We start from the raw sequence: 26,805 nt of genomic DNA on the forward strand, positions 1-26,805 counted from the left end.
ATACCATTGGGGCTGCCGCGTGAGCGGCTCGTCTTCTCTCCAGGTCGCCAGTTCGTTCTGCACCTGCGCGAGGATCACCCGGGCGTCTACGTTTTGGTCGCCGAGCAGTACGCCCGTGGAGCCTGCAAGCGCAGTCCGCAAAGACTTTTCTGTGGCCCCGTTGAGCGCCAACCAGCTAGCCAGCTCTGCCTCGCTGAAATCCTCAAACGCGCCGGCGCTGGCGACATCGCCATAGCCAAAGGCGCGAGAGGGATAAAACTCGCGCCAGGCATCGATGTAAGATGAGGCTAAACGCGTAAAATCCAGGCTGGATTTGTTAGCAGGGGGTGCACTGTTCTGCCCTTCCTCCACAGCAGACGCACGCGGTGCTTCTGTTACTTCTAAACCCGCGCTTGCGCTCACCGATACGCAAACAGCAAAGCAGATGGCCCCAGCGAGGGACAGAGCCGATCTGAGCCGGAAAACACTCTTCACCTCTATTCGTATCTTCATGAAGCTATCTCCAATCACCTCGCGTCCGCTCTGCGATCACCATAGAAATTGCAACGCGCCCAAAGGCGAAAACCCGACCTCCAAAGCACACGACGACGATGGTATTCCTTTGCTCTGACCATGAACAGCTGCGGTAACAACGCGGCACCGACAGACTCTTTTGCGATCCGCTATCAACCCGTCGCATACATCCCTCATGCTAAGCTTCGATCTTGTTTTTGTGGCGCTGGGCTTGTCGCTGTAATGCGAACTTCCGCAACGGTGTTCCTCGCATTGCCTAGTTAACAGGAGAGCACTACCCGGCGTGGGGCATCAGTACGCGCGCGCTATCGAGGCCACAGCAAATAACGTGGAAAGGACTTCCCATGGACGACCCAACATTCACTCTCTACGACCTGCGAGTCGAAACCATCGAGGGCGACAAACCCTTTGTCTGTGGCCATGAGCTGGGCAGCGCCTTTGAAGTGCGTGGTGAGAACCTGTTTTTCGAAACAGACAAACCCTTCTCTCTCTATGCACTGTCGGCGCTACTGCCTTTACTGCCAAGCAAGCAACGCCCTCTGAATGAGTTTGACTGGATGGCCACCGATCACGTTATCGCCTGCCCGGACCCCCATTGTGGTGCACGGTTTCGCATCAGTCGCATCGGCAAACAGGTTTTTACCCGCTCCGATACCACCCTTGAACCACTGCCCGAGAACAATCCATGGAAGGAATGATCAAGCGTTACGCCCTGACGGAGTCCTACGAGATTTCCCGAGTCATCAAAGGAGGCTGGCAGCTGTCTGACGGACACAGCGACGAAATCTCCTCGGACCCCGTGGCAGACATGTTCGCCTTTGTGGAGAGGGGCATAAATACCTTTGACTGCGCCGACATCTATACGGGTGTGGAAGCGATGATCGGCGAGTTTGTCGCCGCCAATAACGCCAGAAGTGAACCGTTGCCAATTCGCGTCCATACAAAATATGTCCCGGACTACGACCAACTGGGAAAGCTAAAGAAAACGGATGTGGAGGCGATCATCGATCGCTCCCTGCAGCGCCTCAAGCTGGAACGACTGGACATGGTGCAGTTCCATTGGTGGAACTACGCGGTACCGGGTGCCGTGGAGACCGCCGCGTGGCTCGGAGAATTGCAGCAGGCAGGAAAAATTGAGCTTCTATCACTCACCAACTTCAATACCGCCAGGAGTTGGGAGATTCTGGACGCCGGGGTCACGCTGACCACTACCCAGGTTCAATACTCTCTCCTGGATCCCCGGCCTGAAAAGGCCCTTTTAGCTCTCTGCGCCGAACACAACATGCACCTTCTTTGCTACGGCACCCTCGCCGGGGGGTTTCTGAGTGACCGCTGGCTGGGTCAGCCCGAGCCCAGCTCCTTTGCGAATCGTTCATTGATTAAGTACAAACTGATGATTGATGAGATTGGGGGCTGGGATCTCTTCCAGACCCTGCTGGAGGCATTGGATCGCATTGGCAGGAAACATGACGTAAGTGTCGCAAGCGTAGCGTCGAACTGGGTTCTTGAACAGGCGCAGGTTGCCGCCGTGATCATCGGTTCCCGAAACGCCGATCACGTCGATCGCTACAAAGAGGTTTTTGCATTGGAGATGGATGAGGAGGATCGTAGCGCCATTCAGACCATCAAAGCGCAAATGCAGATACCGGCCGATGATGTTTTTGATTTGGAGCGCGACAAGAATGGCCCCCATGGCAGCATCATGAAATACAACCTCAACGCCGAATAGGAAGCGCCGGCATGAGCGTCAACGCCCAGCGGTACGACGACTGGATACGCACCAGCTTTATCGAGATCAACAGCGAGCTCGAGGAGCTGTACTTCGCCCAGGAGGACCCTGCCAACATCAGCGCAAGCGGAGAGCGGCTTCGGCAACAGCTTCATGATGAGGGCCGCGCGCACATTATCGGACTGCATAACGAGGGCAATACCGACGAGGGCTTTGAAGCGGCGTTTTCCTTACTCGGCAATGTGGGTCTATACATGGGGGCCTGTCGCCGCCACGAAATTACCGAACCCTCGCGGGAACAAAGCTCACCGCTCATCGAAGCCTCCGGTCTCGCGCTGCACATTGGGGCTTCCCTGGGCGTCGCCCCCCGCTTTGCTACCAGTCATCTATCGACGCATAACCTGGCGAGCAACGGCGTCTATCGCAGTTTTACCAAGCTCCCGGACGAGTTTCTCTTTCTCGATTACAACACCCGGGGGATCTTTGCCTTCAAACGCGCTGCGGATGCTTTGGTGCGAACGGTGCCCCTGGGAATCACTCACCCGGTAAGCGGTGATCTGCTGCTCGCTGCCCATCAGGCTCTGGAGGATGTCGTTCGCTATAACGAACAACTTTTTGAGCAACTGGATCCTGCGCGGTTCTTTTACTCGGTGAGACCCTATTACAAGCCCTACCGCGTGGGTAAGAGCGAGTATCGAGGCGCCAATGCCGGCGACTTTGCGGGCATTAATGAGATAGACCTGCTCCTGGGCTTATGTCGTGCGGAAGACCCGTCCTACTCCCAACTACTGGTGGATAAGTTTCTGTACATGATGCCCGAGGATCAGGCACGCCTGCGGGATTGCATGCGCCGGGAGAGCCTGATGGATCAGATTCTCGAAGGTCTCAAGTCACCGAAAGACTGTGGCCGCTATTTTGAGGAAAACGCACGACTGTTTCTCAGGGTTTGTGAGGCCCACGGCCAAACCGCAGCCCAGCATCACAATCAGCTGGTGGAGCGCTTTATCGAAAAACCCTCTTCGGAGCTGGATGAGAAACATCTGACCCATGTGACCGCCAGCGGACCGCCCCTTGAGGTGCTCATGGCCGCGCTGCAGAAACTCAGAGATCTGCGCACGGCGGCGCCGCGGGACGATATTCAAAGCCGCCACAATGACATCGCCTCGATCAGGGCGGCGCTGGGAGATGCTGGCTGATGACAGATGACGGGAAGCTGGGCAAAGGGTGGCCTGACGGACGGGGTTATTTGCTGAATCACTCGGCAGGCCTGCCTCCCCGGAATGCGGCCGCCGCGTTGTCAGAGGGATTGTTCGGCCCCTGGGTTGGCAGTGATGACCAGGTTTGGGGGCATTGGATGAAAGCCTTCGACCGCTTTCGTAAGGCCCTTGGCGAGGTCATCCATCACGACGCAGCCATGATTTGTCCCCAGCCGAGCGTCACCTCGGGACTGAGCCACGTGCTTAATGCCCTACCCGCAGACCCAGCGCGTAATCGACTGCTTATCGCCGAAAGAGCCTTTCCCTCGTTGGGCTTTGTGCTGGCCATCGCGGAGCGCCGGGGCTTTGAGCTCACGATTATCCCCAGAAGCGAGAACACTCTGGACCCGAACGTCTGGGACCGGTACATCGATGAGCGGGTACATTGCGTGGTATTCACGCACGTGCACTCGAACACCAGCGAATGCCATGACATAGCCGTGCTTGCCCGTCTAGCACGCGCAAGCGGCGCCATCAGCGTCGTGGACGTTGCGCAATCTATCGGTGTGCGCCCGGTGGATGCCCGCCGCTGGAATGCGGACTTTATTGTCGGCTCCTGCATCAAGTGGTTATGTGGCGGGCCGGGCGCGGGCTTTATGTGGGTCAACCCCGAGCGGCTGGCCGTCTGCGAACCCACGGAGGTGGGGTGGTTTTCTCACAGCGACCCCTTCGAATTCGACATCCATCATTTTGAATATGCCGGAGATGCCCTGCGCTTCTGGGGCGGCACACCCAGCGTAGCACCGGCCCTGGTGGCAGCCCATGCGATAGAGTCATTGCTGGATATCGGGCTTGGCCGAGTCGAAGATCACAACCGTCGCTTGCTTCAGGATATATGCTCTGAGGTAAATCCCCAGTGGTTAGTATCGCCGGTGGCTCCGGAAGAACGGGGCGGCACCGTGGTTCTTCAGTTAGGAGAGCGACAAGACCAGTTTGCAGACGCGTTACGCGAGGCGGGTTTGCAGTTTGATGTCCGCAGCGAGGGTATTCGCTTGTCACCGCATTTTTACAACGACCGTGAGGATATGGCTCGCGTTCTTGAGTGTCTGCCCCAGTCTTAAGACTTTATTTTCGCGCCTCGGCGCGCCGCATGGGCATGGCATCGATCGTGGCGTAAAGGGCATCAAGGTTTAGCTGCTGATCACGCACTTTGACCCTTCCATCCAATCCAATGAGCAGAACCTCCTGGTCTTCAGGATTTAACTGACGTCGTATGTTTTTCAGCAGGTCTGCGCCCACTCCCTGCTTAAGGTTGGTCTTTGTTTCGCCATTGAAAACCAGAAACCAAATGAGTCTGCGTTCATCGAAGGCCCTCTTACTTTCCTTAAGAAGGTCTTGCAGCCCATCAGCCGCCTCTGGCTCGTAGATCACCAGAATGCGATTCGTCCAGTGAAGCTCACTCAACTGACTAAGCAGTTTGGGCTCTTGAGCGTGCCCTACTGCGCAGACACAGGCCAGAAACAGCAAACATAGATATCTCATTCCCCTGGTACCCCGAGAAAACCGGCGATGTCATCCCGCTTCCACATCGCGTCCCGATAACCCAGGGCAATCAGCGACTCCACAAAGGGTTTGGCAAACAGGAGATAGGACGCCGCAGTAGAGCCGGCCCCACTCTCGGTGCCCCCCGTAGCGCGAAGCAAAAAGCGCACACTGGGATGGAGGGCGTCGATATTCTTTGCAGCAATCACGTCGAGTTCTTCTGAAGGCGAAATCACCTGGCGTTCAATGAAGCGAAGCTTTGAGGCTCCGCCCTGAGTGTCGGGCGGCAGGGAAGCAAGGAGGTTATTGATACGATCCAGTCGCTCGATGTCGCTCTCAAGACTGTCAATAAAGGCGCTGTTCAACAGGTGGCCAATGATCTGTGCCAGGGACGGAGAATGGGCGGCGCTTGTTCTGGGCACCGAATCGGCCGGGTGTCTTTCGCGATTGGCGCTGACACCCACAATAAACAGACGATGAGCCCCCAGATGCAGAGCGGGACTGAGAGGCGCAAGTTGCCGCACCGCACCATCACCAAAATATTCATACTCGATTCGGGTGGCGGGAAACATCGTGGGGATGGCCGATGACGCCATGAGGTGATCGACGTTGAGCAGGGTGCGTCGACCGCTACGCCGGTAGCGCGACCAGTCACTGATATCGGCGTTGGCCTGGTAAAAACACATGGACCGCGCCGACTGGTAACCCGTGGCCGTCACGCAGACCGCATCGAGATCACCCCGGGCGATAGCGCGGTCGATTTTCTCAAAGTTGATGGTGCCTTTGATGAGGTCCCGCAGCGGTGAGTTGTCCAGGAGCGCCACCGGTTTTCCCACGCCTACACCGCGATTCACCAGCGACAATGCGAGGCGACCACCGCTGCGTGCCATGGCGCCCCAGCCGCTGCGGTACACATCATCGGGCGTCAGCCCCATCCACACCGACTCGAGAATATTGACGGCTTCTGCAAAGCTGCCGTCATGGGCCGCCACGGTGACCGCGTTGATAGCCCCCGCCGACGTGCCACAAACCACCGAAAAAGGGTTTTTAGCGCCCACGGGCAACAGCTCGGCAATCGCCTTTAAAACACCCACCTGGTAAGCGGCGCGGGCGCCGCCGCCAGAGAGAATAAGCGCGTTTTTCATAGGGTCTCGCGGGTGCCAGTCGTGAAGCTAAGATACCGGCTGCGGCGAGGGGAAGCTACGTCAGACTACCGATATGGCTGAGAGCTTATGCAAATGCTGCTGGTCAGGATTCAAGCTCGGGACGATTTTTGAACTGACTCAATGACTCAGGGTTTGCCAGGGACTCGGTATTGTCGATGGTCTCCCCGTTCACCACTTTTCGCACGGGAATCTCTGCAATTTTCCCGGAGCGCGTTCGGGGGATATCCGTCACTGCGAGAATTTTTGCGGGAACGTGCCGTGGCGTATTTTCTTTTCGGATCGCCAGACGGATTTCCGTGGCCAGTTCTTCGGTAAGTGTCTCACCTTCTTTGAGCACCACGAACAGTACCACCCGCACATCATCATCCCAGTTCTGACCAATGCAGACGCTATCCATTACGGCATCAATCTTCTCGACCTGACGATAGATTTCGGCGGTACCAATGCGAACCCCACCGGGATTCAGCACAGCATCGGAGCGACCGTGAATAATCATGCCGCCGCTGGAGGTAATTTCAGCGTAATCGCCGTGGGCCCAGATGCCGTCGTAGGATGCGAAATAGGCATCGTGATAGCGCTTACCATCGGGGTCATTCCAAAAGCCGACCGGCGCCGAGGGAAATGGCTTTACGCAGACCATTTCGCCCTTGGCTCCGGTAACAGGCTTGCCCTGTTCGTCCCACACCTCAACGGCCATACCCAGGCCCGGGCACTGCAGCTCTCCCTCGTAGACCGGTAGACACTCGTTGCCTAAAACAAAACAGGAAATAATGTCCGTGCCACCGGAAATGGACGACAGGCAAACATCTTTTTTAACGTCTCGGTAGATATAGCGGAAGCTTTCGTGGGAAAGAGGCGAACCCGTGGAGAGCACTGTGCGCAGCGTTTTCAGCTTATGGGTTTTCGCGGGCTTGAGGCCCTGCTTTTCCAATGCCGAAATGTACTTCGCGCCCACGCCAAACACGTTGATTCCGTCCTCATCCGCAATGTCGAAGAGCGTCTCCGGACCGGGATAAAAAGGTGACCCATCGTAGAGGACCAGCGTCACACCACTTGCCAGCCCACCAACCATCCAGTTCCACATCATCCAACCGCAGGTTGTGAAATAGAAAAGAACATCGCCCGGTGCCAGTCCCCCGTGGAGCTGGTGCTCCTTAAGATGCTGTAAAAGCGTGCCTCCGGCGCTGTGCACAATGCATTTTGGGGCTCCCGTAGTGCCCGAGGAGTACATAATGAACAGGGGGTGGTCGAAGGGTAATTGCTCAAACTGCAACTCGGGCGCACTGCCCGACGGGGTTTGCTGTGCCTTAAGGTAAGCCGGCCAGCTGACGGTCTTGGCCACCGGTACGTCCAATAAAGGAACAACGACGGTCGCAGCGGGGGACAACCGCGACGCGACCTCCGCGATCTTGGCACTGCAGTCGATGGCTTTGCCGTTGTAGTAATAGCCATCGCAGGCAATCAAAACTTTGGGCTGAATCTGCCCAAAGCGATCCAGGACGCCGCTTACCCCGAAATCGGGAGAGCAGGAAGACCACAGCGCACCGATGCTGGCGGTGGCAAGCATTGCGATAACGGTCTCGGGAACATTGGGAAGCATACCTGCGACGCGATCGCCTTTCTGTACCCCGCTTTCGCGAAGTGCTGCGGCGGTAAGTGCTACCTGCCGATGGAGCTCCGACCAGCTGACCTCTCGGCGTTCGCCATTTTCGAGACGCCCGATGAGCGCGACGCCATCGAGCTGACGATCCAGAAGGTTCTCTGCGTAGTTAAGCCGTGCACCGTCAAACCACCGGGCACCGGGAAAACGATCTCCATCAGCCAGCACATTATCGGCATCACGGCTGGCTCGGACATCGGTGAAATCCCAAACGCACTGCCAGAATTCATCCGGTTCTGTGACCGACCAGCGATGAAGATCAAGATAACCTTCGAAGGGACGACCGGAAGGGTATCCGACGCGATCGCCAATGAAGGCTTCGAAGCGACTTAGGGGGCTGTTCGCGATTCTATCGGAGCTGGGCTGCCAAAGAGCTTGTTCCTGGTCCACGCGCCGGCCTTTTTAGCTATATAAAGCGCGCAGCTTATCAGCATTGTTTTAAGTCCCCAATTGTAACTCCCCGATGTCGGAGGCCTTGGCAAGGAGGCCTCAGGAGCGTCGGCTACGAATATCCTGCTCTTCTTCCACCCGGATAGCCTGAGTCTGCAATTTACCCAGCTCCCGAAAGCCAAATAAAAAGACGGATCCGAGAATAATGAGATTCAATATCGGCAATGATGCAACTTCCATTTTCGCAATCCTTCACAGTAAACCTGTGGTGTTGATATGACTTAAGTGCGTGGCGATGTGTGCCGCGGACAATAGTGAATACGCTGCTTTTTTTGTCTCCGGACTCCTGCGTTTACTTAGTGTCTATGTCACGAGTCACGACAAAAGCGCTACAAATATGAGATTTGGGAGAAAGAGAGGCCTGACCCATTCAATGAGATTTGAAACGCAAATGATTCTCATATGCACCAAATTGGTGCAAGGAAGCGTGACAAACCATGAACAATAGTGAGCCAAGCGCGACTCTGCTCACGTAACTCTCTTGAAATACACTTTCGGAGACTTCCCAATGAACAAGCTCAATCGTCGCAATTTTCTTAAGACCACCGCAGTAGCTGGGTCCGGCCTATTGATTGCGCGCTTCAGTCACGCGCAGGAAATTATTACAGAGGACGATGGAACAGCAGTAGCCATGGGTTACGCGGCTGATCACACTACCGTCGATACAGCCAAATGGAGCAAGAAAGCAGGTCCTGATGGCGCCAAGCAGCAGTGCACCACCTGCACGCTGTACCAAAAGATCGATGACGAGTATGGACTGTGCCCCATCTTCGCCGGCAAGCGCGTCCACGCTTCAGGCTGGTGCAACGGCTGGGTGGCCTAAGGTAGGAATAGCGGCCATGAAAGCCTGCCTATTGGGTTCGACCGGCGTTGTTGTCGAAACATCCCGCCTTCAGCGATTGGCCTATAACGCCGCTTTCGAGGAACTGGGGCTGGACCTCTACTGGAACGTGGCAGCCTACTGCTCATTGTTGCAACTGCCCGACGAGTTCCGTCGTTTGGAGCTTGCCCTGGGTGAGGGGGCGCCGATGGGACTGGCAGATGAAGTGCTCGCGCTGCAGCGTAGGCACTTTGCCCGAATCATCGACGGGGGTCTCAAGCCGCGGCAGGGCATCCTTGACGTGATTGGTTTTTGCCAGCGCAATGACATTCGACTCGGGTGGGTGACCACCGAGGACCCGACGCTGACCGCATTGCTTGCGAGCCAGGTGGAGGGCATTGAGTTAAGCAGCTTCGACTTTGTCTGCCATCGTAATGATGTCTCAAAAGAGAAACCGGATCCTGCGATCTACCGTTACGCGCTGCAGCAACTCGGGGAACAGCCTCAGGAGGTGATTGCCATCGAAGACACGGCAAGAGCTCAAGCATCTGCCCTCGAGGCCGATCTTCAATGCTATCTCTACGCCGGGGAATACGCGTTGTTGGAAAACAACGTGTTGGCCACACGGGATATTTACAGCACGGTCAAACGCGCTCACTCCCTTTGGTCCGATGATATGGAGTCTCTGCAGCCGAACCCCGCTCCTTTTTTTGGGGATACCCACGCTTCCAACACGCCGATCTAGGCGAAAACAGTTGGAAGTTGGAATGATCAGCAGCATCAGTCGGTGGCAGTAATGCAATGGCGTCGATAGCTTCGATACAGCTAGGTGCAGCGCAGCTGACAGCAGCGTTTCTCTTTGGAGGAACGCTGCTTTACTCCTCGTCCTTTGCCGCGTTTCTCTTTAAAACGCTCCCGCCCGACGAGGCAGGGGCTTTGCTGCGAAGAGCATTTGAGTCATTTTATCTCTGGCTCATTGCAACGGCTTCGGTTGCCGCTGTGTTGCTGGTGAACATCGACTTGATCGCTTGCGCGGTCCTGGCTGTCGTTGCGCTGTCAACGGTGCCCCTGCGGCAGCAACTTATGCCGGCCATCAATCGAGCGTCCGATGCAGAGGACCGCAAACAGTTCAACCGGCTACACATGTTGTCTGTCGTGGCGGGACTTACCCAGATCGCTGCCATGGCATATGTGCTACTACGCGTTTTTTAGCGTTTGGAAGCAGCTCGCATTCCGCGTCGGATACGTTGAAAAAAAATTCCAACCGGCCAACACTACCCCCTCTATTGCTCTGACATTCCTATAAAGCGGCGGGGTAACCATTATGGACAACTGTCCTGCGAGCGTCCCCAGTAGACAGGCGCTCTAGATCATGGATGCCTCCATGGTGTTTCTGCAGCTGGCGATTATTCTGGTGGCTGCTCGTGCCGCGTCCACCATCGCGGCGCGCTTCGGTGCGCCCAGCGTCATCGGCGAACTCGTCGCTGGCATCATCCTCGGACCAAGTTTGCTTGGGTGGCTTGAACCCACCGAGCTCATTCGCCTGCTCGCTGAAATCGGCATCATTCTCCTGCTCTTTGAAGTGGGCGTGGATACGGATCTGTCGCGCCTGGCCAAATCGGGCTGGCGCTCGGCGAGTGTTGCCGTCGGCGGGTTCTTTGTACCCTTCGCGCTGGGGTTTGGGGTCAGTCGCTATGTGTTTGGGCAGGAATTACTGCTCGCCATGTTTATTGGAGGCACCCTAACCGCCACGAGCATCGGGGTGACGGTGCGCATCCTTCGCGATGTGGGCCGCCAGGACAGTCGCGAGGGCCAGATCGTTCTGGGGGCCGCGGTCATAGACGACGTGTTGGGCGTGCTACTGCTGGCGTTTCTTTATGAGTTCGCGCAAACGGGAGACCTGAGTATTACCAATGTGGGGCGCCTTTCCCTGCTCGTGGGTCTGTTTTTTGTTCTCGCCCCGGTGCTGGCTAAAGTACTCTCGGCGTTGATCAGTCGCTTTGCCGTTAATGACGAAAGCACCGGCGTAGTCGCAACGCTGGTCGTCGCGCTGGTCCTGTTGTTTGCCTGGGCGGCGCATGCCTCAGGGGCCCCGGAGTTACTGGGAGGTTTTGCCGCCGGGCTGGCGCTCTCACGACGCTTCTTTCTCCCCTTTGGGGCGGCCCTGGGTCGGGACCCGAACTTTGCTGATCGGGTGCAGCGCGAGATGCGCCCCATCGTCTCTCTTTTTACACCCATTTTTTTCGTCACGGTGGGTTTGTCATTAGATCTTCGTGAAGTGGATTGGGCTTCTGCGTTCGTCTGGCTGTTTTCCATCAGCCTGACGATTGTCGCTATTCTTGGAAAGATCGCCGGCGGCTTTATGCTCCGCAGGGAACACTGGTTAATGAAGTTTGCCGTGGGTATGGCAATGGTTCCCCGGGGAGAGGTCGGCCTCATCTTTGCCGAACTGGGCCGCGTCGCCGGTATCTTTGATGGCCCGACCTATGCGGCTATCGTATTGGTCATTGCCTACACGACCCTGTTCTCGCCGTTCTGGATAAAAATGTTCTACCGCATCTATGGCGATCAACAGGAATTGCGCTGACACGCCGGGAACCCACCTTGACTGGAAAACTGCTGAAGAAAATAGTGTTGGGAGCGCTGCTGCCCAGCTTTGCTGCGTGCAGTGAGCTGTCTTTTCGGGAAGCGAGACTTCCGGCGGTGCCCGAATCCGCGCAGATCATTATTGTGGGCGAGGTTCACGACAACCCCCGGCATCACCTCACCCAATCAACATACATCCGGGCCCTGCAGCCCACCGCGGTAGCCTTCGAAATGCTCACCGCCGAGCAGGCAGAGATTGCCAACAGCATGTCCGATCGCGGGGATGCCTTGCGCGATGCCATTAACTGGCAAGACAGCGGCTGGCCAAGCTGGGACATGTATCAACCCGTTTTTGAAGCGACGGGGAATGCGTCAATCTATGGGATGGCTTTACCCAGAGATTTTGTGCGCCGCGCCGTCAGCGAAAACGCCAGCTCCGTCTTTACCGGCGACAGCAACGCTTTTCGCCTCAACAGCCCTCTACCCGAGAGCCAGCAGGCAGCCCGCGAGGCGCAGCAAAAGGCCGTGCACTGCAATATGCTGCCATCCGAGCTCCTCGGCGGCATGGTGGAAGCGCAGCGGCTCCGCGATGCCTCCTTTGCTTTGACTGCGTTGACAGCGCTGGAACAGACGGGCGGTCCGGTAGTGGTCATCACCGGCACAGGACACGCCCGTAAAGACTGGGGTATGCCCGCTGCGATCGCAGCGGCTTCGCCGGATACGGTGGTGGTGAGCATTGGTCAATTGGAGAAAACTCCAGCGATCACAGCTGTCAGCGATGTAACAATCTACGACCACAGGCTTCTCGCAGACCCAGTACCCAGAGAAGATCCCTGCCAGGGAATGATGCGGTGAATCGACGGAGTCAGAACTCACAACTATCGCGCTGGCTGTATATGGCCAGCCTCATCCTTGCCGGCGACAGCATTTATTTGCTGGTGTACATGCGCCAGGGCTTTCAGACGAGCATGCAGGAGGTCTTCGATATCAGCTACACGCAGCTCGGCATCATGAATTCGATGTACGGGCTGCTGGCCATTACCGCCTATTTTGCCGGTGGCTGGCTCTCGGACCGCGTAGCGACCCGCACGCTGCTGTCGTTCTCCCTTTTCACCACGGGTCTGGGTGGCTTTTACATGGCGACGATCCCCAGCTATCCCATGCTGCTGGCCCTCCATGCCTTCTGGGGAGTGTCAACGATCCTCACCTTCTGGGCGGCGCTGGTTAAGGCGGCACGCTTGTGGGGCGGATCCGACGATCAGGGACGAACCTTCGGCATTCTCGATGCCGGGCGCGGTTTGGTGGGCGCGGTAATGATGACGGCCAGCGCCTGGGTGTTTTCCCGGTCTGCTCTGGCCGCAGACGGACTGGTCAGCGTCATCCTGCTTTATGCGACGGCTTCAGTGGCTGCGGGGGTCTGCGTGCTTGCCTTTATTCCCGCCGATCATGCCCACGGTTCGCTCACGCACAGAGATGATAACGTCGCCCCCGAGGGACAGCTGAGCGTTGTTGCCAAGATGCCCGCCGTATGGCTTCAGGCACTGATCATTCTTATAGCGTACTGGCTCTATCTCGGTTCCTTCGAGTTCGCCACTTTTGCCGAAAAAGCTTTTGATCAGGATAAGGTCTTTGGTGCGAGCCTCAGCGCGTTCAGGGAATGGCTGCGTCCCATCTCTGCCATCGCGGCAGGGTTCCTGGCGGATCGAATCCGGGCCTCCCGAGCGGTATCCATCGCTTTCATTATTTCTGCACTGGGCTATGCCGCCCTCGCGGTTATTCCCGGCAGGGCTGATCTTCTGTGGATGCTGTGGATTCAGATCTCTGCGGTCGCCATCGCGGTTTTCGCTTTGCGCGGAATCTACTTTGCACTCATGGAAGAGAGCAAAGTACCGCTGCTGGTCACGGGTACCGCCGTGGGCCTGGTATCCACCATTGGATTCACCGCTGATATCTTTGCCTACCCCATGGTCGGGTGGCTCCTAGACACCTACGGCGCTGCAACCGGCTACTCATACTATTTCAGCATTCTCGCCGGCGCCTCGGTGTTTGGCCTACTCCTCACCCTTGCATTGGGCTGGCAAAATCAGCGAACAACTCCAGCGAACGGGTATTGACCCGTAGCGAATTCCGCACTGCAATGATAGACGAGGCGGCTATGGCGATCGCGGCCAACAAGACAGGCAACCAACCCTTCTCCCCTAAATGAGGGCTTATCAGGGTGCGAACATCACCCTATGATGGCATCCCTTTGGCAGATGGACATATCCCCTGAACGTCACTAGCGCCCGACAGCTCGGCACCCGTGAGGTCATTCTGCTCGCGGCAGCGGGCGCCATCGTCACGGCAAACGCCTACTACATACACCCGATTATCGGGCCCGTGGCCGACAGCTTTGCAGTGAGCTACGGACTGGTGGGCCTGGTGCCCGCGCTGAACCAGATAGCCCTGGCATTAGGGGTACTGTTTCTTCTGCCCCTGGGTGATCGCATGAGCAACCGTCGCCTGGCCGTTATGTGCATCGCCGCACAGGTGGTGGCTCTCACGTTAATGGCCACGGTAAAGGACTATTGGCTCTTCATCACAGCGTCGAGCCTGTTGGGGTTTTTTACCATCACGCCCTACCTCCTCCCCGCCTACACCTCAAAACGCGTGCCCATAGAACGCCTGGGCTTTGTCACTGCCGTATTGACGACCGGCGTTATCGCCGGTGTACAGCTCTCGCGGGTAACCTCGGGCGTCATGGGCGAACTGTTGGGATGGCGGAGTGTTTATTGGATGGCCGCAGGCCTGATGGCGCTTTCCATGATCGTGCTGCCAATGCTCATGGACAGGGAAGAGACCTCCGAGCAAAGCCCCGGGGAGAGCTATGGCAAACTATTGACGTCGCTCATTATGTTGGCCACGGAGCATCCCCGGGTCATGGTCTCAGGGATTATTCAGGGCCTCGGCTTCTCAGCATTTTTAAGCTGCTGGCTGGGTATCGGGCTGCATCTCACCAGCGACGAGCTGAATCTCGGTACAGATATTGTAGGTTACCTGGCAGCGTTCTCCGGAGTGGGCCTGCTGGTGACGCCGCGTCTGGGCCGCTGGGCGGATCGCTTTGGTGCCGAAAAGGCACGTTTGCGTGTGGCAAGCATCAACTTTTGCGGAATTTTGACCCTCAGCCTTGCCCAGATTCACTGGCTGTTCCTGCTGCTGCCCATCGGATTAATGAGCACCGTGGGACCCATGGTGGATGTGACCGGCCGCATGACCAGCCTCAACAAACCGCCCGAGGTCCGCACCCGACTCATGACCCTGTACATCACGCTTATGTTTTTGGGTGGCGGCATGGGCAGCTGGTCCGGCGCCCTCGCCTATGATCTAGGTGGCTGGTGGGGCACCGTGGGTCTCACCAGTTTCTACGCGGCCCTGGTATGCGTTTTGTCCTGGCAGCAGACACGCGGGCTCAGACCCTAGGCCCAACATCGCCGATCCCAAATCAGCTTTCGCCGGCGCGGCTTACAAGGCTGGAACCAAGGGCGATGCGATAGAAAACCGGCACCGCTATAAGCGTCAACAATGTGGCAAACAGCAGCCCACTCATAATGCACACCGCCATTTCTCGGAAAAAAGCATCGGTCAGCAGGGGCGACATACCCACAACTGTTGTCAGGGCGGCCAACATAACCGGTCGCAACCGACTGAGGCTGGCCAAGGCCATAGTGGCCAGGGAGCGCTCTCCCTCGTCCAGACGCTTGTCTATCTCATCGATAAGCACAATGCAGTTTTTGATTAACATGCCCGACAGGCTGAGCACGCCAAGGAAAGACGGAAACGTCAGAGGAAGGTCGGTTAACAGCAGTCCGAGGGCCACACCGCAAAGCACCATGGGCACAGTGAGCCAGATTACGATCGGCTGCTTTAGCGCGCCAAACATAAGCACGGTAATGACAAACATAATACCGAAGGCCAGGGGCATGCGTTTGCTCGTAGCCTCATTGGCCTGTTCGTTGGCCTCAAACTCACCGCCCCATTCGAACTGGTAGCCGGGCGGCATCACAATCGCTTCTACTTCCGGGCGCACGCGCTTAAACACCTCATTGACGTTAAAGCCGGGCTGAGGATTTGCCTGTGCCGTCAGCGTGCGTACGCGATCCCGCCGGAAAATAGTGGTATCTCTGGGTTCGATATTAAACGCGGGTACTATCTGCGACAGGGGAACGTATTGCCGCTGTGTGGGACTCCAGATTTGTTTCCCACTGAGTCCTGAGAGATCGGCTCTTTCGGCGGCCGTGGCTCTTGCGACGATAGGCACGAGTTTATCGTCGTCTCTCAACAATCCGATATTCACTCCGAGCATGTTGTAAGCGAGAGCTCGAGAGAGGTCATTACGCGATACCCCCGCAAGCTGCGCGTTGGAGTCATTAAATTCGGGAACCAGTTGCAGGGACTGATCTCTCCAGTCCGTTTTCAGACCCACCAGGTTCTGTTTCAGATACACAGCGCTGACTTCTTCCGCTAACTGCCGAAGCACAGTGGTATCGGGGCCTGACAGTCGCGCTTCGATTTTTGAGGAGCCGGCGGGCGAGAACTCCGCCCGTGTGACCTCTATCTCGGCGTCGGGTTTTTCTGCACTGACATATTCAGCGGCCGTGATCATCAGCTCGTTCAGCTCGCGTACATCAGCCACCCGCATCATCATGCGACCATAGGCGGGATTCGGTTGCTCCGGTCTCAGCGTCGACATATATCGAGGTGAGCCCCGACCAATAAAGCTGGTCACGGCCAAAATCCCATCAATCTCTGCCATTCCTTTTTCGAGAGAGGCTATGTCCCTGGAGGTCGTGAGTATGTCCGTGCCTTCCGGTAGCCGATAATCAACGTAAAAGAACGGTGAGTTGGTAGTGGGGAAGAAACTCGTCTTAACCAGAGTCATGGACCATAGACAGGCCCCGGTGATCGCAACGATGAAAAGTGTACACACCCATGGCCTGTGCAGCCCAAATCGCACCACCAGTGCATAGGGCCGGAAATACCAGGCGCTGTAGAGCTTGCTCTCGTCGACAGCATCAACGGGTTTCAGCAGGTAACTTCCAATGAGCGGTATCACGGTGATCGCCAGAAACCAGCTCAGCAGCAGTGATATCGCAATCACCTGAAACAGCGACAGCAAAAAATGTCCGCTGTTATCGTCCGAAAGACTGATGGGAGCAAAGGCCAGTATCCCAATAATGGTCGCGCCCAATAAGGCATATTGCGTGCGCACGACAGATTGCACCGCAGCGTCCTTGGGCTTGAGTCCTCGGCGCACCCCTACCACCATGCCTTCCGCTACTACAATGCCGTTGTCGACGAGCATGCCCATGGCAATCATGAGCGCGCCCAGAGAGATTCGCTGAAGCTCAATGCCAGCGAAGTTCATAATGGAGATTGTGCCCAGAACCGTGAGCAGGAGTACGAGTCCGACCACAGTGCCCGCACGCCATCCCATAAAGATACAGAGCGCAAAAATAACCGTGAGCACAGAAATTGCCAGATTTTTGAGGAAGGTGGAGATCGCTTCGTCGACTACCCGGTGTTGGCTGTAGACAGCGTCGACGCTAACGCCCAGGGGCAGATTAGCTATTACCTCTTGCATCTTTTTATCCACCGCTTCGCCGACTGCGACGACGTTCTGCCCTTTGGTAATAGATACGGCGACAATGAATACCGGCTTGCCATTGGACCGAATGATCTCCGGAGGCGTTTCGATGGATTCCCGACTGATGCTGACGATATCGCCCAGACGCAGGTTTTCCGTGGAGCCGGGTCTACCGATTCTCAGATTGTAAAGCGCGTCAACGCTGTCGATGGGTGTGGGCTGGGAGATACGCAGCCGGCGTCCATCAAAGACTGTCGATCCCGCGGAGACCACTTGGTTCTCAGACTGGATTCTCTGGCTCAAATCCTGAATCGACAAACCCAGACGAGTTAAGCGGCTATGGTCAATCTCCAGATAAACTGCCTCGTAGGGCACTCCGCGAGTATCGACCTTGGCGACGTTGGGTACACGCTTGAGCTGCGTCGATATGTCTCTTGCCATATCGTATAACTCACTGTCGCTGTAATCCGGCGCCGCAACGGTGTAGAGAATACCGAAAACATCCCCGAAATCGTCTTCGACCAGCGGCTGCCCAGCGCCTGGTGGCAGCCGCATTTCAGCTTCAGAGACCCGTCGCCTAAGTTCGTCAAATATTTGCGGAAGCTCCTCTGCGCCGTATTCCTCCAGCAGATCCACCTGCACCTCTGATCGTCCGGGTACCGACTTGGAGATGATCTTTTCTACATAGGGCAGCTCTTGCAGCGCAATCTCAACCCGATCGGTGACTTCCAGCTCTACCTCTTCAGCGGATGCACCGGGATAGTTCGTTATGACAAAGGCGGTCGCCATAGGAAATGCCGGGTCTTCGAGACGTCCTACGTTCTCGATACCGTGAAGGCCTCCAGCGAGACAAGCCAGTGTTACGAACCAGGCATAAATAGGCTTCTCGACAACATGCTGCGCAATGTTCTTCATGGGTTTTGCATAGGTCTGACGCGCATACCCGCCTGAAGCTGACCTGCGCCTACGGTCACAATTTGCTGCCCCTCTTCCAGACCCGAAAGCACCGGAACTCCAGCCTGACCCGGCGGCCCCGTTTCCACCACTCTGCGGGTCACACTCTGATCGCCCGGCTCGTAGACCCAAACAGCAATCTCATTATTAGGTGTGGCAACCAGAGCCGACGACGGCAGCAGGATCTGTGTATCGGTATTGGCCTGCTGCTGAAGCGTTACCGTCGCTGTCATACCCGGGAGCACTGTCCAGTTCTGCGGCCTCGGCATGGAGAAGGTCACTTCATAGGTTTGCGCCACATCAGAGGCCTCACCACGATTTTCGCGATACTCCACGGGAAATTTTTCACCCTCGGCAAAGGAAAACTCCACCCAGGACGCCACAATCTGCTCGCGCTTGATAGTCGCAACGAGGTTCTCGGGAACACTGATCACTACGAGGAGTTCGTTGAGATCAAGCAGCCTGGCGACGGGGTCGGAAGGCCTGATATTGACGCGATTATCGAGATAGCGACGCGCCACATACGCCTCGAAGGGCGCGTAGATCTTTGAATCCAGCAAGCCCTCCTGAGCACGACGCAAGCGCACGAGCTGCAGCTCATACTCAGACTGCGCATCATCCACTGTGGACTTGGCAATGCCGTTTTCAGCCAAAATCTGGCGTTTGCGGCTTAAATCCTGCTCTGACAGCTGCAGCTGCACCTCAGCTTCACGTACCGCCAGCTCGAAGTCCGTGGGGTCCAGCGCAGCTACCAGTGCGCCCTCTGCAATCGTCTGGCCTTCCTTTATAGGCAGCTCGACCAGGGGCCCTGAAACCTCGAAAGACACATCGATGGACTGCGCCGCCTCAATCCGACCTGCGAATTCATACTGTTGATTCACGATTCCCCCTTCCACAGTCATGATTCTGGCAGGACGGATGCTCTGATCAATCAGCGGAGGCTCACTGCGATCGCCACAGGCCACTATGCCCACTGTCATTGCCAGAAGGACAATCGGGCGCGACAGCGGTGAAGCTGTAGAACAAGGGTGTCGCATAATCAGGGAGGCTCCAGGAGTGGTATCGCTATACGTAAGGTAACAAACTGGCGAGTCAAATATTACAGTGGCTGTTAACCGATCACGAAAAACGCTTCGTAGCTCGGCCAAGAGTATTATGCGAATATTTCGTTCTACGCATTACCCAAACAGGTGACTCTATATGAGAATGTTTAGAAGCATCCTTTCCACAATTCCACTCACCCTTGGCCTCACCTTTGGTGGCGCTGTCGCGGCTGTAGACAATGATCAGACGGCACTCCTATCGGAGGCCACCTTCAAAGGCCTCACCCTGCGCAACATCGGCCCGGCGGTGCGTTCCGGGCGTATCGCGGACCTCGCCATTCATCCCCAGGACGAGAACACCTGGTACGTGGCAGTGGGCTCCGGCGGTGTGTGGAAAACAGTCAATGCCGGCACCACCTTCGAACCGGTTTTTGACGACGAGGGCTCCTACTCTATTGGCGCGGTGGCCCTGGATGCCAACAACAGCAACACGGTCTGGGTAGGCACCGGTGAACACGGCGGTGGCCGCCACTTCGCCTTCGGAGACGGCATCTACAAGTCCACCGATGGCGGCAAGAACTGGACGAATATGGGTCTTGAAGACTCACAGCACATTGGCGAGATCATCGTCCACCCGGAAAACCCGGATGTCATCTACGTCGCATCACAAGGGCCGCTATGGAGCCCGGGGGGCGATCGCGGATTCTTCAAGTCAACGGACGGGGGAACTACCTGGACTAAAACCCTCGGTGATGAGGCCTTCACCGGTGTTACCGATATTGCCATCGACCCCCGAAATCCCGAGCGAATCTATGCCGCCACCTGGCAACACCATCGCACCGTGGCCGCGGTAATGGACGGCGGCGCGAAATCCGCTATCTATCGCAGCGAAGACGGCGGCGATAGCTGGAAACAACTAACCGGGGGACTTCCCGCAGGCAAAATGGGCAAGATTGGCCTGGCGATATCTCCGCAGCATCCAGATGTTGTCTACGCTGCCATTGAGCTCAATCGGCGCAAAGGCGGCACCTGGAAGTCCCTGGATGGTGGCGAGTCCTGGACCCAGCAGTCGGAGGTCATCTCCGGCGGAACAGGCCCCCATTATTACGTGGAGCTTTACGCCTCACCGCACCGCTTTGATCATCTGTACATGATGGATGCTTCCATGAAGCAATCCCTCGATGGTGGTAAAACCTGGGGACCGGTGAACCGTGAGCATCGCCATGGCGACAACCATGCCCTGGCGTTCAAGCGCAGTGATCCGGAGTACCTGCTGCTGGGCACCGATGGCGGGGTCTACGAAAGCTTCGATCTGGCAGCGAACTGGCGCTACATGCCCAATCTGCCGGTTACCCAGTTCTACAAGCTGGCGGTAGATGATGCCGAGCCCTTTTACAACATATACAGCGGCACTCAGGATAACGGCACCCAGGGCGGCCCTTCACGCACCGACAGCGTCAACGGTATTCGCAATTCTGACTGGAGCCTGGTGCTCAATTGGGATGGGCATGCACCGGCCACGGAGCCAGGCAATCCGGATATCGTCTATGCCGAACGCCAGGAGGGCGCGCTGTCGCGCATCGATATGACCACCGGCGAAGTTGTGGATATTCAACCGCAGGCGGGCGAAGACGAAGCCTACGAACGCTTTAACTGGGATGCGCCCATTCATGTCAGCCCTCACGACCCGGCGCGCATTTACTTCGCCAGCCAGCGAGTCTGGCGCTCGGACAACCGCGGTGACAGCTGGCGGGCAATCTCCGGCGATCTCACCCGCAACGAAGAGCGCTTTGAGCTACCGATTATGGGGCGTCAACAGAGCTGGGACTCGTCCTGGGACGTGTTGGCCATGTCCAATTACAACTCCATCACCTCCTTGTCAGAATCTCCCCTGGAAGAGGGGCTGATCTATGCAGGCACGGACGATGGCCTGCTGCAGGTCACCGAGGATGGCGGTAAAAGCTGGCGAAGCGTCGAGGTCAGCCGCATGGGCGTACCCAAGCGCGCCTTCATCAACGATATCAAAGCGGATCTCCACGACCCGGACATCGTCTACGTGGCCCTTGATAATCACAAGTACGGGGACTACGCGCCCTATCTGGTCAAAAGCACCGACCGCGGACGGAGCTGGGAGTCCATCAGCGATGACCTGCCGGAGCGGCATCTGGTCTGGCGCATGGTGCAGGATCATGAGAAGCCCGAGCTGTTATTCGCCGCAACGGAGTTTGGTGTTTTCTTCTCCATTGACGCGGGTGAGCAGTGGATCGAGCTTGAAGGCGGCGTACCCACGATCAGCTTCAGGGACCTTGCCATCCAGCGGCGGGAGAACGACCTGGTAGGCGCATCCTTCGGCCGAGGATTTTTCATTCTGGATGATTACAGTGCCCTGCGCGAAGTCAGCGAAGCCTCCCTCAAACAGGAAGGCTCGCTCTACTCGACCCGCAACGCGTGGCTGTACATCCCACGCTCCGATCTCGATTTTGATGATCTCAAAGGCTCCCAGGGGGCCTCGCACTACGTGGCACCCAACCCAGACTTCGGTGCGGTCTTTACCTACCACCTGAATGAGGGACTGTCGACGCTGAGCGAAGCGCGCCAGGCCGCAGAAGAACCCATGGAGGCCGACGGCAAGAACATCCCGTTCCCAGGCTGGGATGCCTTGGGCAAAGAGGCGATGCAAGCAGAGCCCGCTGTTCTGGTCGTTGTCAGGGATGCACAGGGTAACGTAGTACGCCGCATCGAAGGCCCCAAAGACAAGGGCTTTCATCGCATAGCCTGGGATCTTCGCTACCCCGCTCCCGAGGTAATCACCCTCAACGCCAAGAATGACGATGAGCCCCCCATGGGACTCATGGCTGCCCCCGGCAGCTACACGGCTACGCTCTACAAGCGCGTGGACGGACAGGTGAGCCAGCTCGATGACCCCATCGAGTTCGACGTGGAACGTCTCTACGAAGGTGCCCTACCCGGGGCGTCTGATGAGGATGTCGCCGCATTCTGGCGCGCCTGGGAAGATGCCACGCGGGAAGCATCCAGGCTTGATCTGGAGCTTGCGAACGCCATTGACCGCGTTGACGCCATGGGCAAAGCATTGGCGCTCTCTCGTGCGGATACCGGTGGGCTTGATACGCGCGTACATCAGCTACGTGAGACGCTGCATACGCTGAACGCAGAGATCAACGGCAATCCGGCCAAACTGGAAGTGGGCGAAAAAACCCGCACCACCATCGCCCAGCGCCTCTTTGCCGTGGAGCGGACAGTTTATCGCTCCCTCTATGGACCCACAGAAACCAGCCAGCAGCAGTTGGCGCTTGCCAACAAGGCGATGGCGTCGCTGCGCAAGGAACTGGAAAGCGCGGAGTCATCTATCGAGGAACTCGGTGAGGCGCTGGTTGAAGCCGGCGCCCCCTACGTTGAGGGTGTTCGTCTTAACTAAACCTGGGTAACGGCAATCCGCACTTCATCAAACCCCGCTCTCGCGGGGTTTTTTGTCTCCCTTGAAAGCACTCAACGCTTGACGAACAGCACCCCCAGCAGTCATAACTCGCAGCACAATAACGACAAGACGGGAGCTGACATTATGGGTAACTGGAATTTTGCGGACATCTGGGAAGTCGCCGCCGATGAGCTGGGCGACACCACCTGCCTGATACACGGAGATACACGTCGAAGCTGGCAGGAGTTCGACAAGCGAGCCGATAGCCTTGCGCAATTCCTCATTGACGCCGGCCTCGAACGTCAGCAGGCAGTGGCGCAGTATCTTTACAACGGCAATGAATACCTGGAGTCCATGTACGCCGCTTTCAAAGGCGCTTTTGTACCGGTAAACACTAACTATCGTTACACCGCCGATGAGTTGCTGTATCTCTGGGACAACGCCGATGCTGGCGCAGTCGTTTTCCACGGGGGGTTTGCCGCCACCATCGAAGCGATCCGCGACCGACTCCCGAAGGTGCGCGTTTGGCTTTTCGTCGACGATGGCAGCGGCCCCTGCCCCGAGTGGGCAAGCGACTATGAAACCGTCGCCAGCAAAATCTGCGACCGCGTATTGCCAAGCTGGGGGCGAAGCGGTGACGATTTAAATTTTCTTTATACCGGCGGCACCACCGGGATGCCCAAGGGTGTGATGTGGCGACAGGACGATCTCGCCGTCAAACTGACCGCCACGCTCGGCAACCCTCTCGAAGATGCCGGCAACGCCAGCGATCTGCGCGGCAGCTTTACATCGCCGGGCAGTCGCTTCCTTCCCTCCTGCCCCCAAATGCACGGTACCGGGAACTTCCCCTGCCTGAGCACTTTGTGTGGCGGCGGCAGTATCGTCACTCTCACTAATCGCCACTTCGACCCGGCGGAACTCCTCGATACTATTGAAAGGGAGCAGGTGAATTCTCTGGCCATCGTCGGCGATGCTTTTGCCAAGCCCATCCTTCGCTCCCTCGATAACGAACCCGGTCGCTGGAACCTCAAATCACTGCAAGGAGTCGTTTCATCAGGCGTCATGTGGAGCCAGGAGAGCAAGGAACGTCTCTTGGAGCACCATCCGGGCATGATGCTCATGGACGCATTTTCATCATCGGAGGCGCTGGGCATGGGATCTTCAGTCTCTGCGGCAGGCGCCGCGGCGAGCACGGCACGTTTTGAGATGAGCCCTGAGACCATTGTTATCGACAATAACAACCAGCCGGTAAAGGCCGGTAGCGAAGAAGTGGGTCGTATCGCCGTAGGCGGTCGACAACCCCTTGGCTACTACAAGGATCCGGAAAAAAGCGCTCGTACCTTTCTGGAAATCGATGGCGAGCGCTATTCCTGCCCCGGTGACTTTGCCATGGTGGACGTCGATGGGCGTATTATCCTCCTTGGCCGCGGATCGGTCTGCATTAACAGCGGCGGCGAAAAAATCTTCCCCGAAGAAGTGGAAGAGGCGATGAAAACCCATCGTGATGTTCACGATGCGGTTGCCGTAGGCGTGCCCGACGATACTTTCGGAGAGTCAGTGGTCGGTGTTGTGGAAACGCAGCCCGGTACATCTGTCGATAGCGAAGATCTCATCGCTCACGTTCGACAGACCTTAGCCGCTTACAAAGCGCCACGACATGTCGTTCCCATCGACAGCATTGGCCGCGCAGCCAACGGCAAGGTCGACTACAAACGCTTAAAAGCTGTGGCTACCGCAGCGCTCGGTCGAGATTGAAAGGCAAACACCCACGCTCCCACAAGGCGGTAAGGCCGTAAGGCGGTAAGGCCGTAAGTCAAAGGCCTGTTTCAGACTGGACTATGATGGGGCCTGTCGCGTTTTGGGATTTTTGCCACCACAGCAGCGTCAGTAGCAACAACAGAATCAAGGGTATGCAGGCCAGCAAGAGGTTTTGCCAGCCCAGCCAGTGCAGCACCGCACCCGCGGACAGGGCAGCGATGGCTTGAAACCCAAACACCAGCATCTCATTGAGCCCCTGCACCTTGAATCGCTCCGCGGGAGCGTAAGTCATTGGCAGCAAGGTGGTACCGGCCAGGAACAGAAAATTCCAGCCTACGCCCAACAGCACAAGCGCAGTCCAATAGTTAAGGATGGCGCTCCCCGTTAAGGCCAATAGGACCGTCATCGCATAGGCCAGCAAACCCGCTACTATCACTTTGGCAGCCCCCCACCGACTGATTAGCCAGCCGCTGAAAAACGACGGCAGGAACATCGCCAAAATATGACTTTGGATCACCAGTTTCGTCTGATCCAGGCTGTGGCCCTCGTACACATGCATATGCACAGGTGTAGCGGTCATGATAAAGCTCATCAAACCATAGCCACCCACTGCAGCAACAATGGCCATGACCAGTGTAGGGTTGCCAAGCATCTCCCGCAGGGAACGAACATCACCGGATATCTCGCCGGCCTGTGCTCGGGATGATGGGGCAAATAAAAAAAGTAAAGTACATGCACCACAGATGCCTGCCATCAACAAAAACGTACCGACAAACTCAGCCCCAACTAAATCTCTGCCGCTGGTCGCTAGCTGAGGCCCTATGATGGCTGCTGCCAATCCTCCGAGTAACACCGTAGACGCCGCCTTGGGCACCAGGTGCGTGGGCACGGCCTCCATCGCAGCAAAACGCAGCTGCTGAATGCCCGCCAAGGCACATCCAAAACCGAGGGCGGCACTGCAAAACAGGAGAAAGCTCAGGTCGCTGGCCGCCAGCGCAGCTACCAACGAGGCGACCACTCCCACCATGGTGACAGCCAGGAATACAGGTTTACGGCCAAAGCGACGCATGAGTCGGGTAATGGGAAGCACGCTGACTGCAGTGCCCGATATCATCACCGCAACGGGGAGGGTCGCATAGGCTGGCTCAGGGGCCAGTGTTGCACCCAGTACGCCGCCGACAATCACCATCATGCTGCCAACGCTTACGGCCAGCGATTGGATTAGGGTGTAGAGCCACACCACTCTGGGGAGCGAACTTATTGCCATTTCAGTTCCGCGATTTGAAAGGGTGAACTATACCTCGGCTTATAGCTCGACTTTTTAATGTCGATGTTTTACTTCGAGTCTGCGAAGCGCGGTGAGCGGCTCATCCGCAGGGCGTCGCCCAGGGAAGCGGCGTCATCGCTTTGGGAGTTCTCAATGCTACGCCCGCCGCGGCGAGTTCATCGTGCGCCACCTGCTGCAGCGCCACGGCCTGAGCGCGGGACAGTCCGAGCTCAAAAGCCGCGCACTCTCCGTCTCCAAGCGCCAGGGGATCCACGCCGGTAACATTCCCGAACACCACCAGTGCCTCCAGGTAATAGCCGTAGCTGCTGCCGTGGTAATGATCCCAGGTCCACAGATCGATCTTGTTCACATCAATACCGTCGTAGGGATTGCCGTCTGCCACTCCGGTTCGGATTGCACGATTGAACGCCTTGCCTACCGGATTGACGGCGGCAACGCCAGGCACTTCGCGGGCTAATTGTTCGTAGCCCTCACTCACATCAAGGGCCATCTGCTCGATGGGTTTGCCGGACCAGTGCGACCCCGGCCGGTAGGTCAGGTCTGGCCTTGACCAGGTCGCCGTGACGTAAAAAATCACATCCGGGTTTGTGCGCTGAAGTAAACCGGCGAGTTCTTCCCCGGTCCTTAATAAATTCCTGGAATCACCGGGAGCCTCCGCATCGAGGGTGCTGTAGCTGTGCGCCACCACAACATCCCAGGGTTGAGAGGTGATCTCGACCTGTTTCTCACGAAGATGAAAAGCAAAATCCGCACCGGGGTGAGTCTCGAGAGACACGTCCCAGGCAAGGCCCGCCTGCTCCGTAAAGGCTTCGAACAGCGCGGGCACGCCGCCAACGTTCTGACCGTTCAAATCCGTCACTCTAGCTGCACCCCAAAACCAGGCGGCGGAGCCGTAAGCAAAGGTAAAACTGTTGCCGATAAACAGAAGGGTTTTTTCCTGCGCGGCAGCCTGAGCGACGCTACTCGATAAAAGTAGCAATACCATTGCAGCGCGATATTTCATTCATGAATCTCCAAAACTATGAATGGACAAACGACGAC

22 protein-coding genes are annotated in these 26,805 nt (G+C 57.1%); 13 read left to right on the plus strand and 9 right to left on the minus strand.

Annotation, left to right across the window (positions count from 1 at the left end; genetic code table 11):
- The coding region (locus ACTG3T_RS00745) for a hypothetical protein (RefSeq protein ID WP_439100349.1) at positions 1-492 on the minus strand (492 nt) is incomplete at its 3' end.
- 365 nt (positions 493-857) lie between these two features.
- Here ACTG3T_RS00745 and ACTG3T_RS00750 point away from each other — a divergent pair.
- Genes ACTG3T_RS00750 through ACTG3T_RS00765 form a run of 4 tightly spaced genes read left to right on the plus strand, consistent with a single transcriptional unit; the run spans position 858 to position 4,559 of the window.
- A complete protein-coding gene (locus ACTG3T_RS00750) occupies positions 858-1,211 on the plus strand; it encodes a TIGR04076 family protein (protein WP_439100350.1) in 354 nt (117 codons plus the stop codon).
- Positions 1,199-2,242: an aldo/keto reductase gene (locus tag ACTG3T_RS00755; protein ID WP_439100351.1), complete on the plus strand. Its 1,044-nt coding sequence runs from the start codon at positions 1,199-1,201 to the stop codon at positions 2,240-2,242. The genes ACTG3T_RS00750 and ACTG3T_RS00755 overlap by 13 nt, the downstream gene beginning before the upstream one ends.
- A gap of 11 nt (positions 2,243-2,253) precedes the next feature.
- Positions 2,254-3,438 carry a PrnB family protein gene (locus ACTG3T_RS00760; RefSeq protein ID WP_439100352.1) on the plus strand — a complete coding sequence of 395 codons (1,185 nt, stop codon included), beginning with the start codon at positions 2,254-2,256 and terminating at the stop codon, positions 3,436-3,438.
- On the plus strand, positions 3,438-4,559 hold the full coding sequence (locus tag ACTG3T_RS00765; protein WP_439100353.1) for an aminotransferase class V-fold PLP-dependent enzyme: 1,122 nt from the start codon (positions 3,438-3,440) through the stop codon (positions 4,557-4,559). Before ACTG3T_RS00760 ends, ACTG3T_RS00765 begins: the two co-directional genes overlap by 1 nt.
- 4 nt (positions 4,560-4,563) lie before the next feature.
- Here the strand turns inward: ACTG3T_RS00765 and ACTG3T_RS00770 are convergent, their stop codons facing one another.
- The 4 genes from ACTG3T_RS00770 to ACTG3T_RS00785 form a co-directional block, all read right to left on the minus strand.
- The gene (locus ACTG3T_RS00770; RefSeq protein ID WP_439100354.1) at positions 4,564-4,980 is read right to left on the minus strand and encodes a DUF4174 domain-containing protein; all 417 of its coding nucleotides are present in this window, start codon (positions 4,978-4,980) and stop codon (positions 4,564-4,566) included.
- Positions 4,977-6,125, minus strand: coding sequence for a patatin-like phospholipase family protein (locus ACTG3T_RS00775; protein ID WP_439100355.1), 1,149 nt, complete (start codon positions 6,123-6,125; stop codon positions 4,977-4,979). Before ACTG3T_RS00775 ends, ACTG3T_RS00770 begins: the two co-directional genes overlap by 4 nt.
- A 103-nt stretch (positions 6,126-6,228) precedes the next feature.
- Positions 6,229-8,196: an acetoacetate--CoA ligase gene (locus ACTG3T_RS00780; RefSeq protein WP_439100356.1), complete on the minus strand. Its 1,968-nt coding sequence runs from the start codon at positions 8,194-8,196 to the stop codon at positions 6,229-6,231.
- A 99-nt stretch (positions 8,197-8,295) separates the two neighbouring features.
- Complete coding sequence (locus ACTG3T_RS00785) at positions 8,296-8,436, minus strand: hypothetical protein (protein ID WP_439100357.1); 141 nt, start codon at positions 8,434-8,436, stop codon at positions 8,296-8,298.
- Positions 8,437-8,764: 328 nt separating this feature from the next.
- Here ACTG3T_RS00785 and ACTG3T_RS00790 point away from each other — a divergent pair, with 328 nt between their 5' ends.
- The 7 genes from ACTG3T_RS00790 to ACTG3T_RS00820 all read left to right on the plus strand — a co-directional run bounded on the left by ACTG3T_RS00790 (position 8,765) and on the right by ACTG3T_RS00820 (position 15,121).
- Positions 8,765-9,079 (plus strand): high-potential iron-sulfur protein, encoded by a 315-nt coding sequence (locus ACTG3T_RS00790; protein ID WP_439100358.1) that lies wholly within the window; start codon positions 8,765-8,767, stop codon positions 9,077-9,079.
- Between the two features lie 16 nt (positions 9,080-9,095).
- Complete coding sequence (locus tag ACTG3T_RS00795) at positions 9,096-9,821, plus strand: HAD family hydrolase (RefSeq protein WP_439100359.1); 726 nt, start codon at positions 9,096-9,098, stop codon at positions 9,819-9,821.
- A gap of 56 nt (positions 9,822-9,877) precedes the next feature.
- A complete protein-coding gene (locus tag ACTG3T_RS00800; RefSeq protein WP_439100360.1) occupies positions 9,878-10,288 on the plus strand; it encodes a DUF4149 domain-containing protein in 411 nt (136 codons plus the stop codon).
- 160 nt (positions 10,289-10,448) lie between these two features.
- Positions 10,449-11,663 carry a cation:proton antiporter gene (locus tag ACTG3T_RS00805; protein WP_439100361.1) on the plus strand — a complete coding sequence of 405 codons (1,215 nt, stop codon included), beginning with the start codon at positions 10,449-10,451 and terminating at the stop codon, positions 11,661-11,663.
- Positions 11,664-11,680: 17 nt separating this feature from the next.
- The gene (locus ACTG3T_RS00810; RefSeq protein ID WP_439100362.1) at positions 11,681-12,517 is read left to right on the plus strand and encodes a ChaN family lipoprotein; all 837 of its coding nucleotides are present in this window, start codon (positions 11,681-11,683) and stop codon (positions 12,515-12,517) included.
- Positions 12,514-13,776, plus strand: a complete 1,263-nt coding sequence (locus ACTG3T_RS00815) for an MFS transporter (protein ID WP_439100363.1) — start codon at positions 12,514-12,516, stop codon at positions 13,774-13,776. Before ACTG3T_RS00810 ends, ACTG3T_RS00815 begins: the two co-directional genes overlap by 4 nt.
- Before the next feature lie 265 nt (positions 13,777-14,041).
- Positions 14,042-15,121 (plus strand): MFS transporter, encoded by a 1,080-nt coding sequence (locus ACTG3T_RS00820; RefSeq protein WP_439100364.1) that lies wholly within the window; start codon positions 14,042-14,044, stop codon positions 15,119-15,121.
- A gap of 22 nt (positions 15,122-15,143) precedes the next feature.
- Here the strand turns inward: ACTG3T_RS00820 and ACTG3T_RS00825 are convergent, their stop codons facing one another.
- The gene (locus ACTG3T_RS00825) at positions 15,144-18,200 is read right to left on the minus strand and encodes an efflux RND transporter permease subunit (RefSeq protein WP_439100365.1); all 3,057 of its coding nucleotides are present in this window, start codon (positions 18,198-18,200) and stop codon (positions 15,144-15,146) included.
- Complete coding sequence (locus ACTG3T_RS00830; RefSeq protein ID WP_439100366.1) at positions 18,197-19,276, minus strand: efflux RND transporter periplasmic adaptor subunit; 1,080 nt, start codon at positions 19,274-19,276, stop codon at positions 18,197-18,199. Before ACTG3T_RS00830 ends, ACTG3T_RS00825 begins: the two co-directional genes overlap by 4 nt.
- 163 nt (positions 19,277-19,439) lie before the next feature.
- Between ACTG3T_RS00830 and ACTG3T_RS00835 the strand changes: the two genes are divergently transcribed.
- Together ACTG3T_RS00835 and ACTG3T_RS00840 are read left to right on the plus strand one after the other, a co-directional pair.
- A complete protein-coding gene (locus ACTG3T_RS00835; RefSeq protein ID WP_439100367.1) occupies positions 19,440-22,718 on the plus strand; it encodes a VPS10 domain-containing protein in 3,279 nt (1,092 codons plus the stop codon).
- Positions 22,719-22,862: 144 nt separating this feature from the next.
- Positions 22,863-24,473, plus strand: coding sequence for an AMP-binding protein (locus ACTG3T_RS00840; protein ID WP_439100368.1), 1,611 nt, complete (start codon positions 22,863-22,865; stop codon positions 24,471-24,473).
- 58 nt (positions 24,474-24,531) lie between these two features.
- On the opposite strand, the gene ACTG3T_RS00845 is transcribed toward ACTG3T_RS00840, so the two are convergent.
- Positions 24,532-25,743 (minus strand): MFS transporter, encoded by a 1,212-nt coding sequence (locus ACTG3T_RS00845; RefSeq protein WP_439100369.1) that lies wholly within the window; start codon positions 25,741-25,743, stop codon positions 24,532-24,534.
- A gap of 100 nt (positions 25,744-25,843) precedes the next feature.
- The gene (locus ACTG3T_RS00850) at positions 25,844-26,767 is read right to left on the minus strand and encodes a PEP-CTERM sorting domain-containing protein (protein WP_439100370.1); all 924 of its coding nucleotides are present in this window, start codon (positions 26,765-26,767) and stop codon (positions 25,844-25,846) included.
- Positions 26,768-26,805 lie beyond the last annotated feature (38 nt).

Source organism: Congregibacter sp. (assembly GCF_965660375.1).
GTDB lineage: Bacteria > Pseudomonadota > Gammaproteobacteria > Pseudomonadales > Halieaceae > Congregibacter.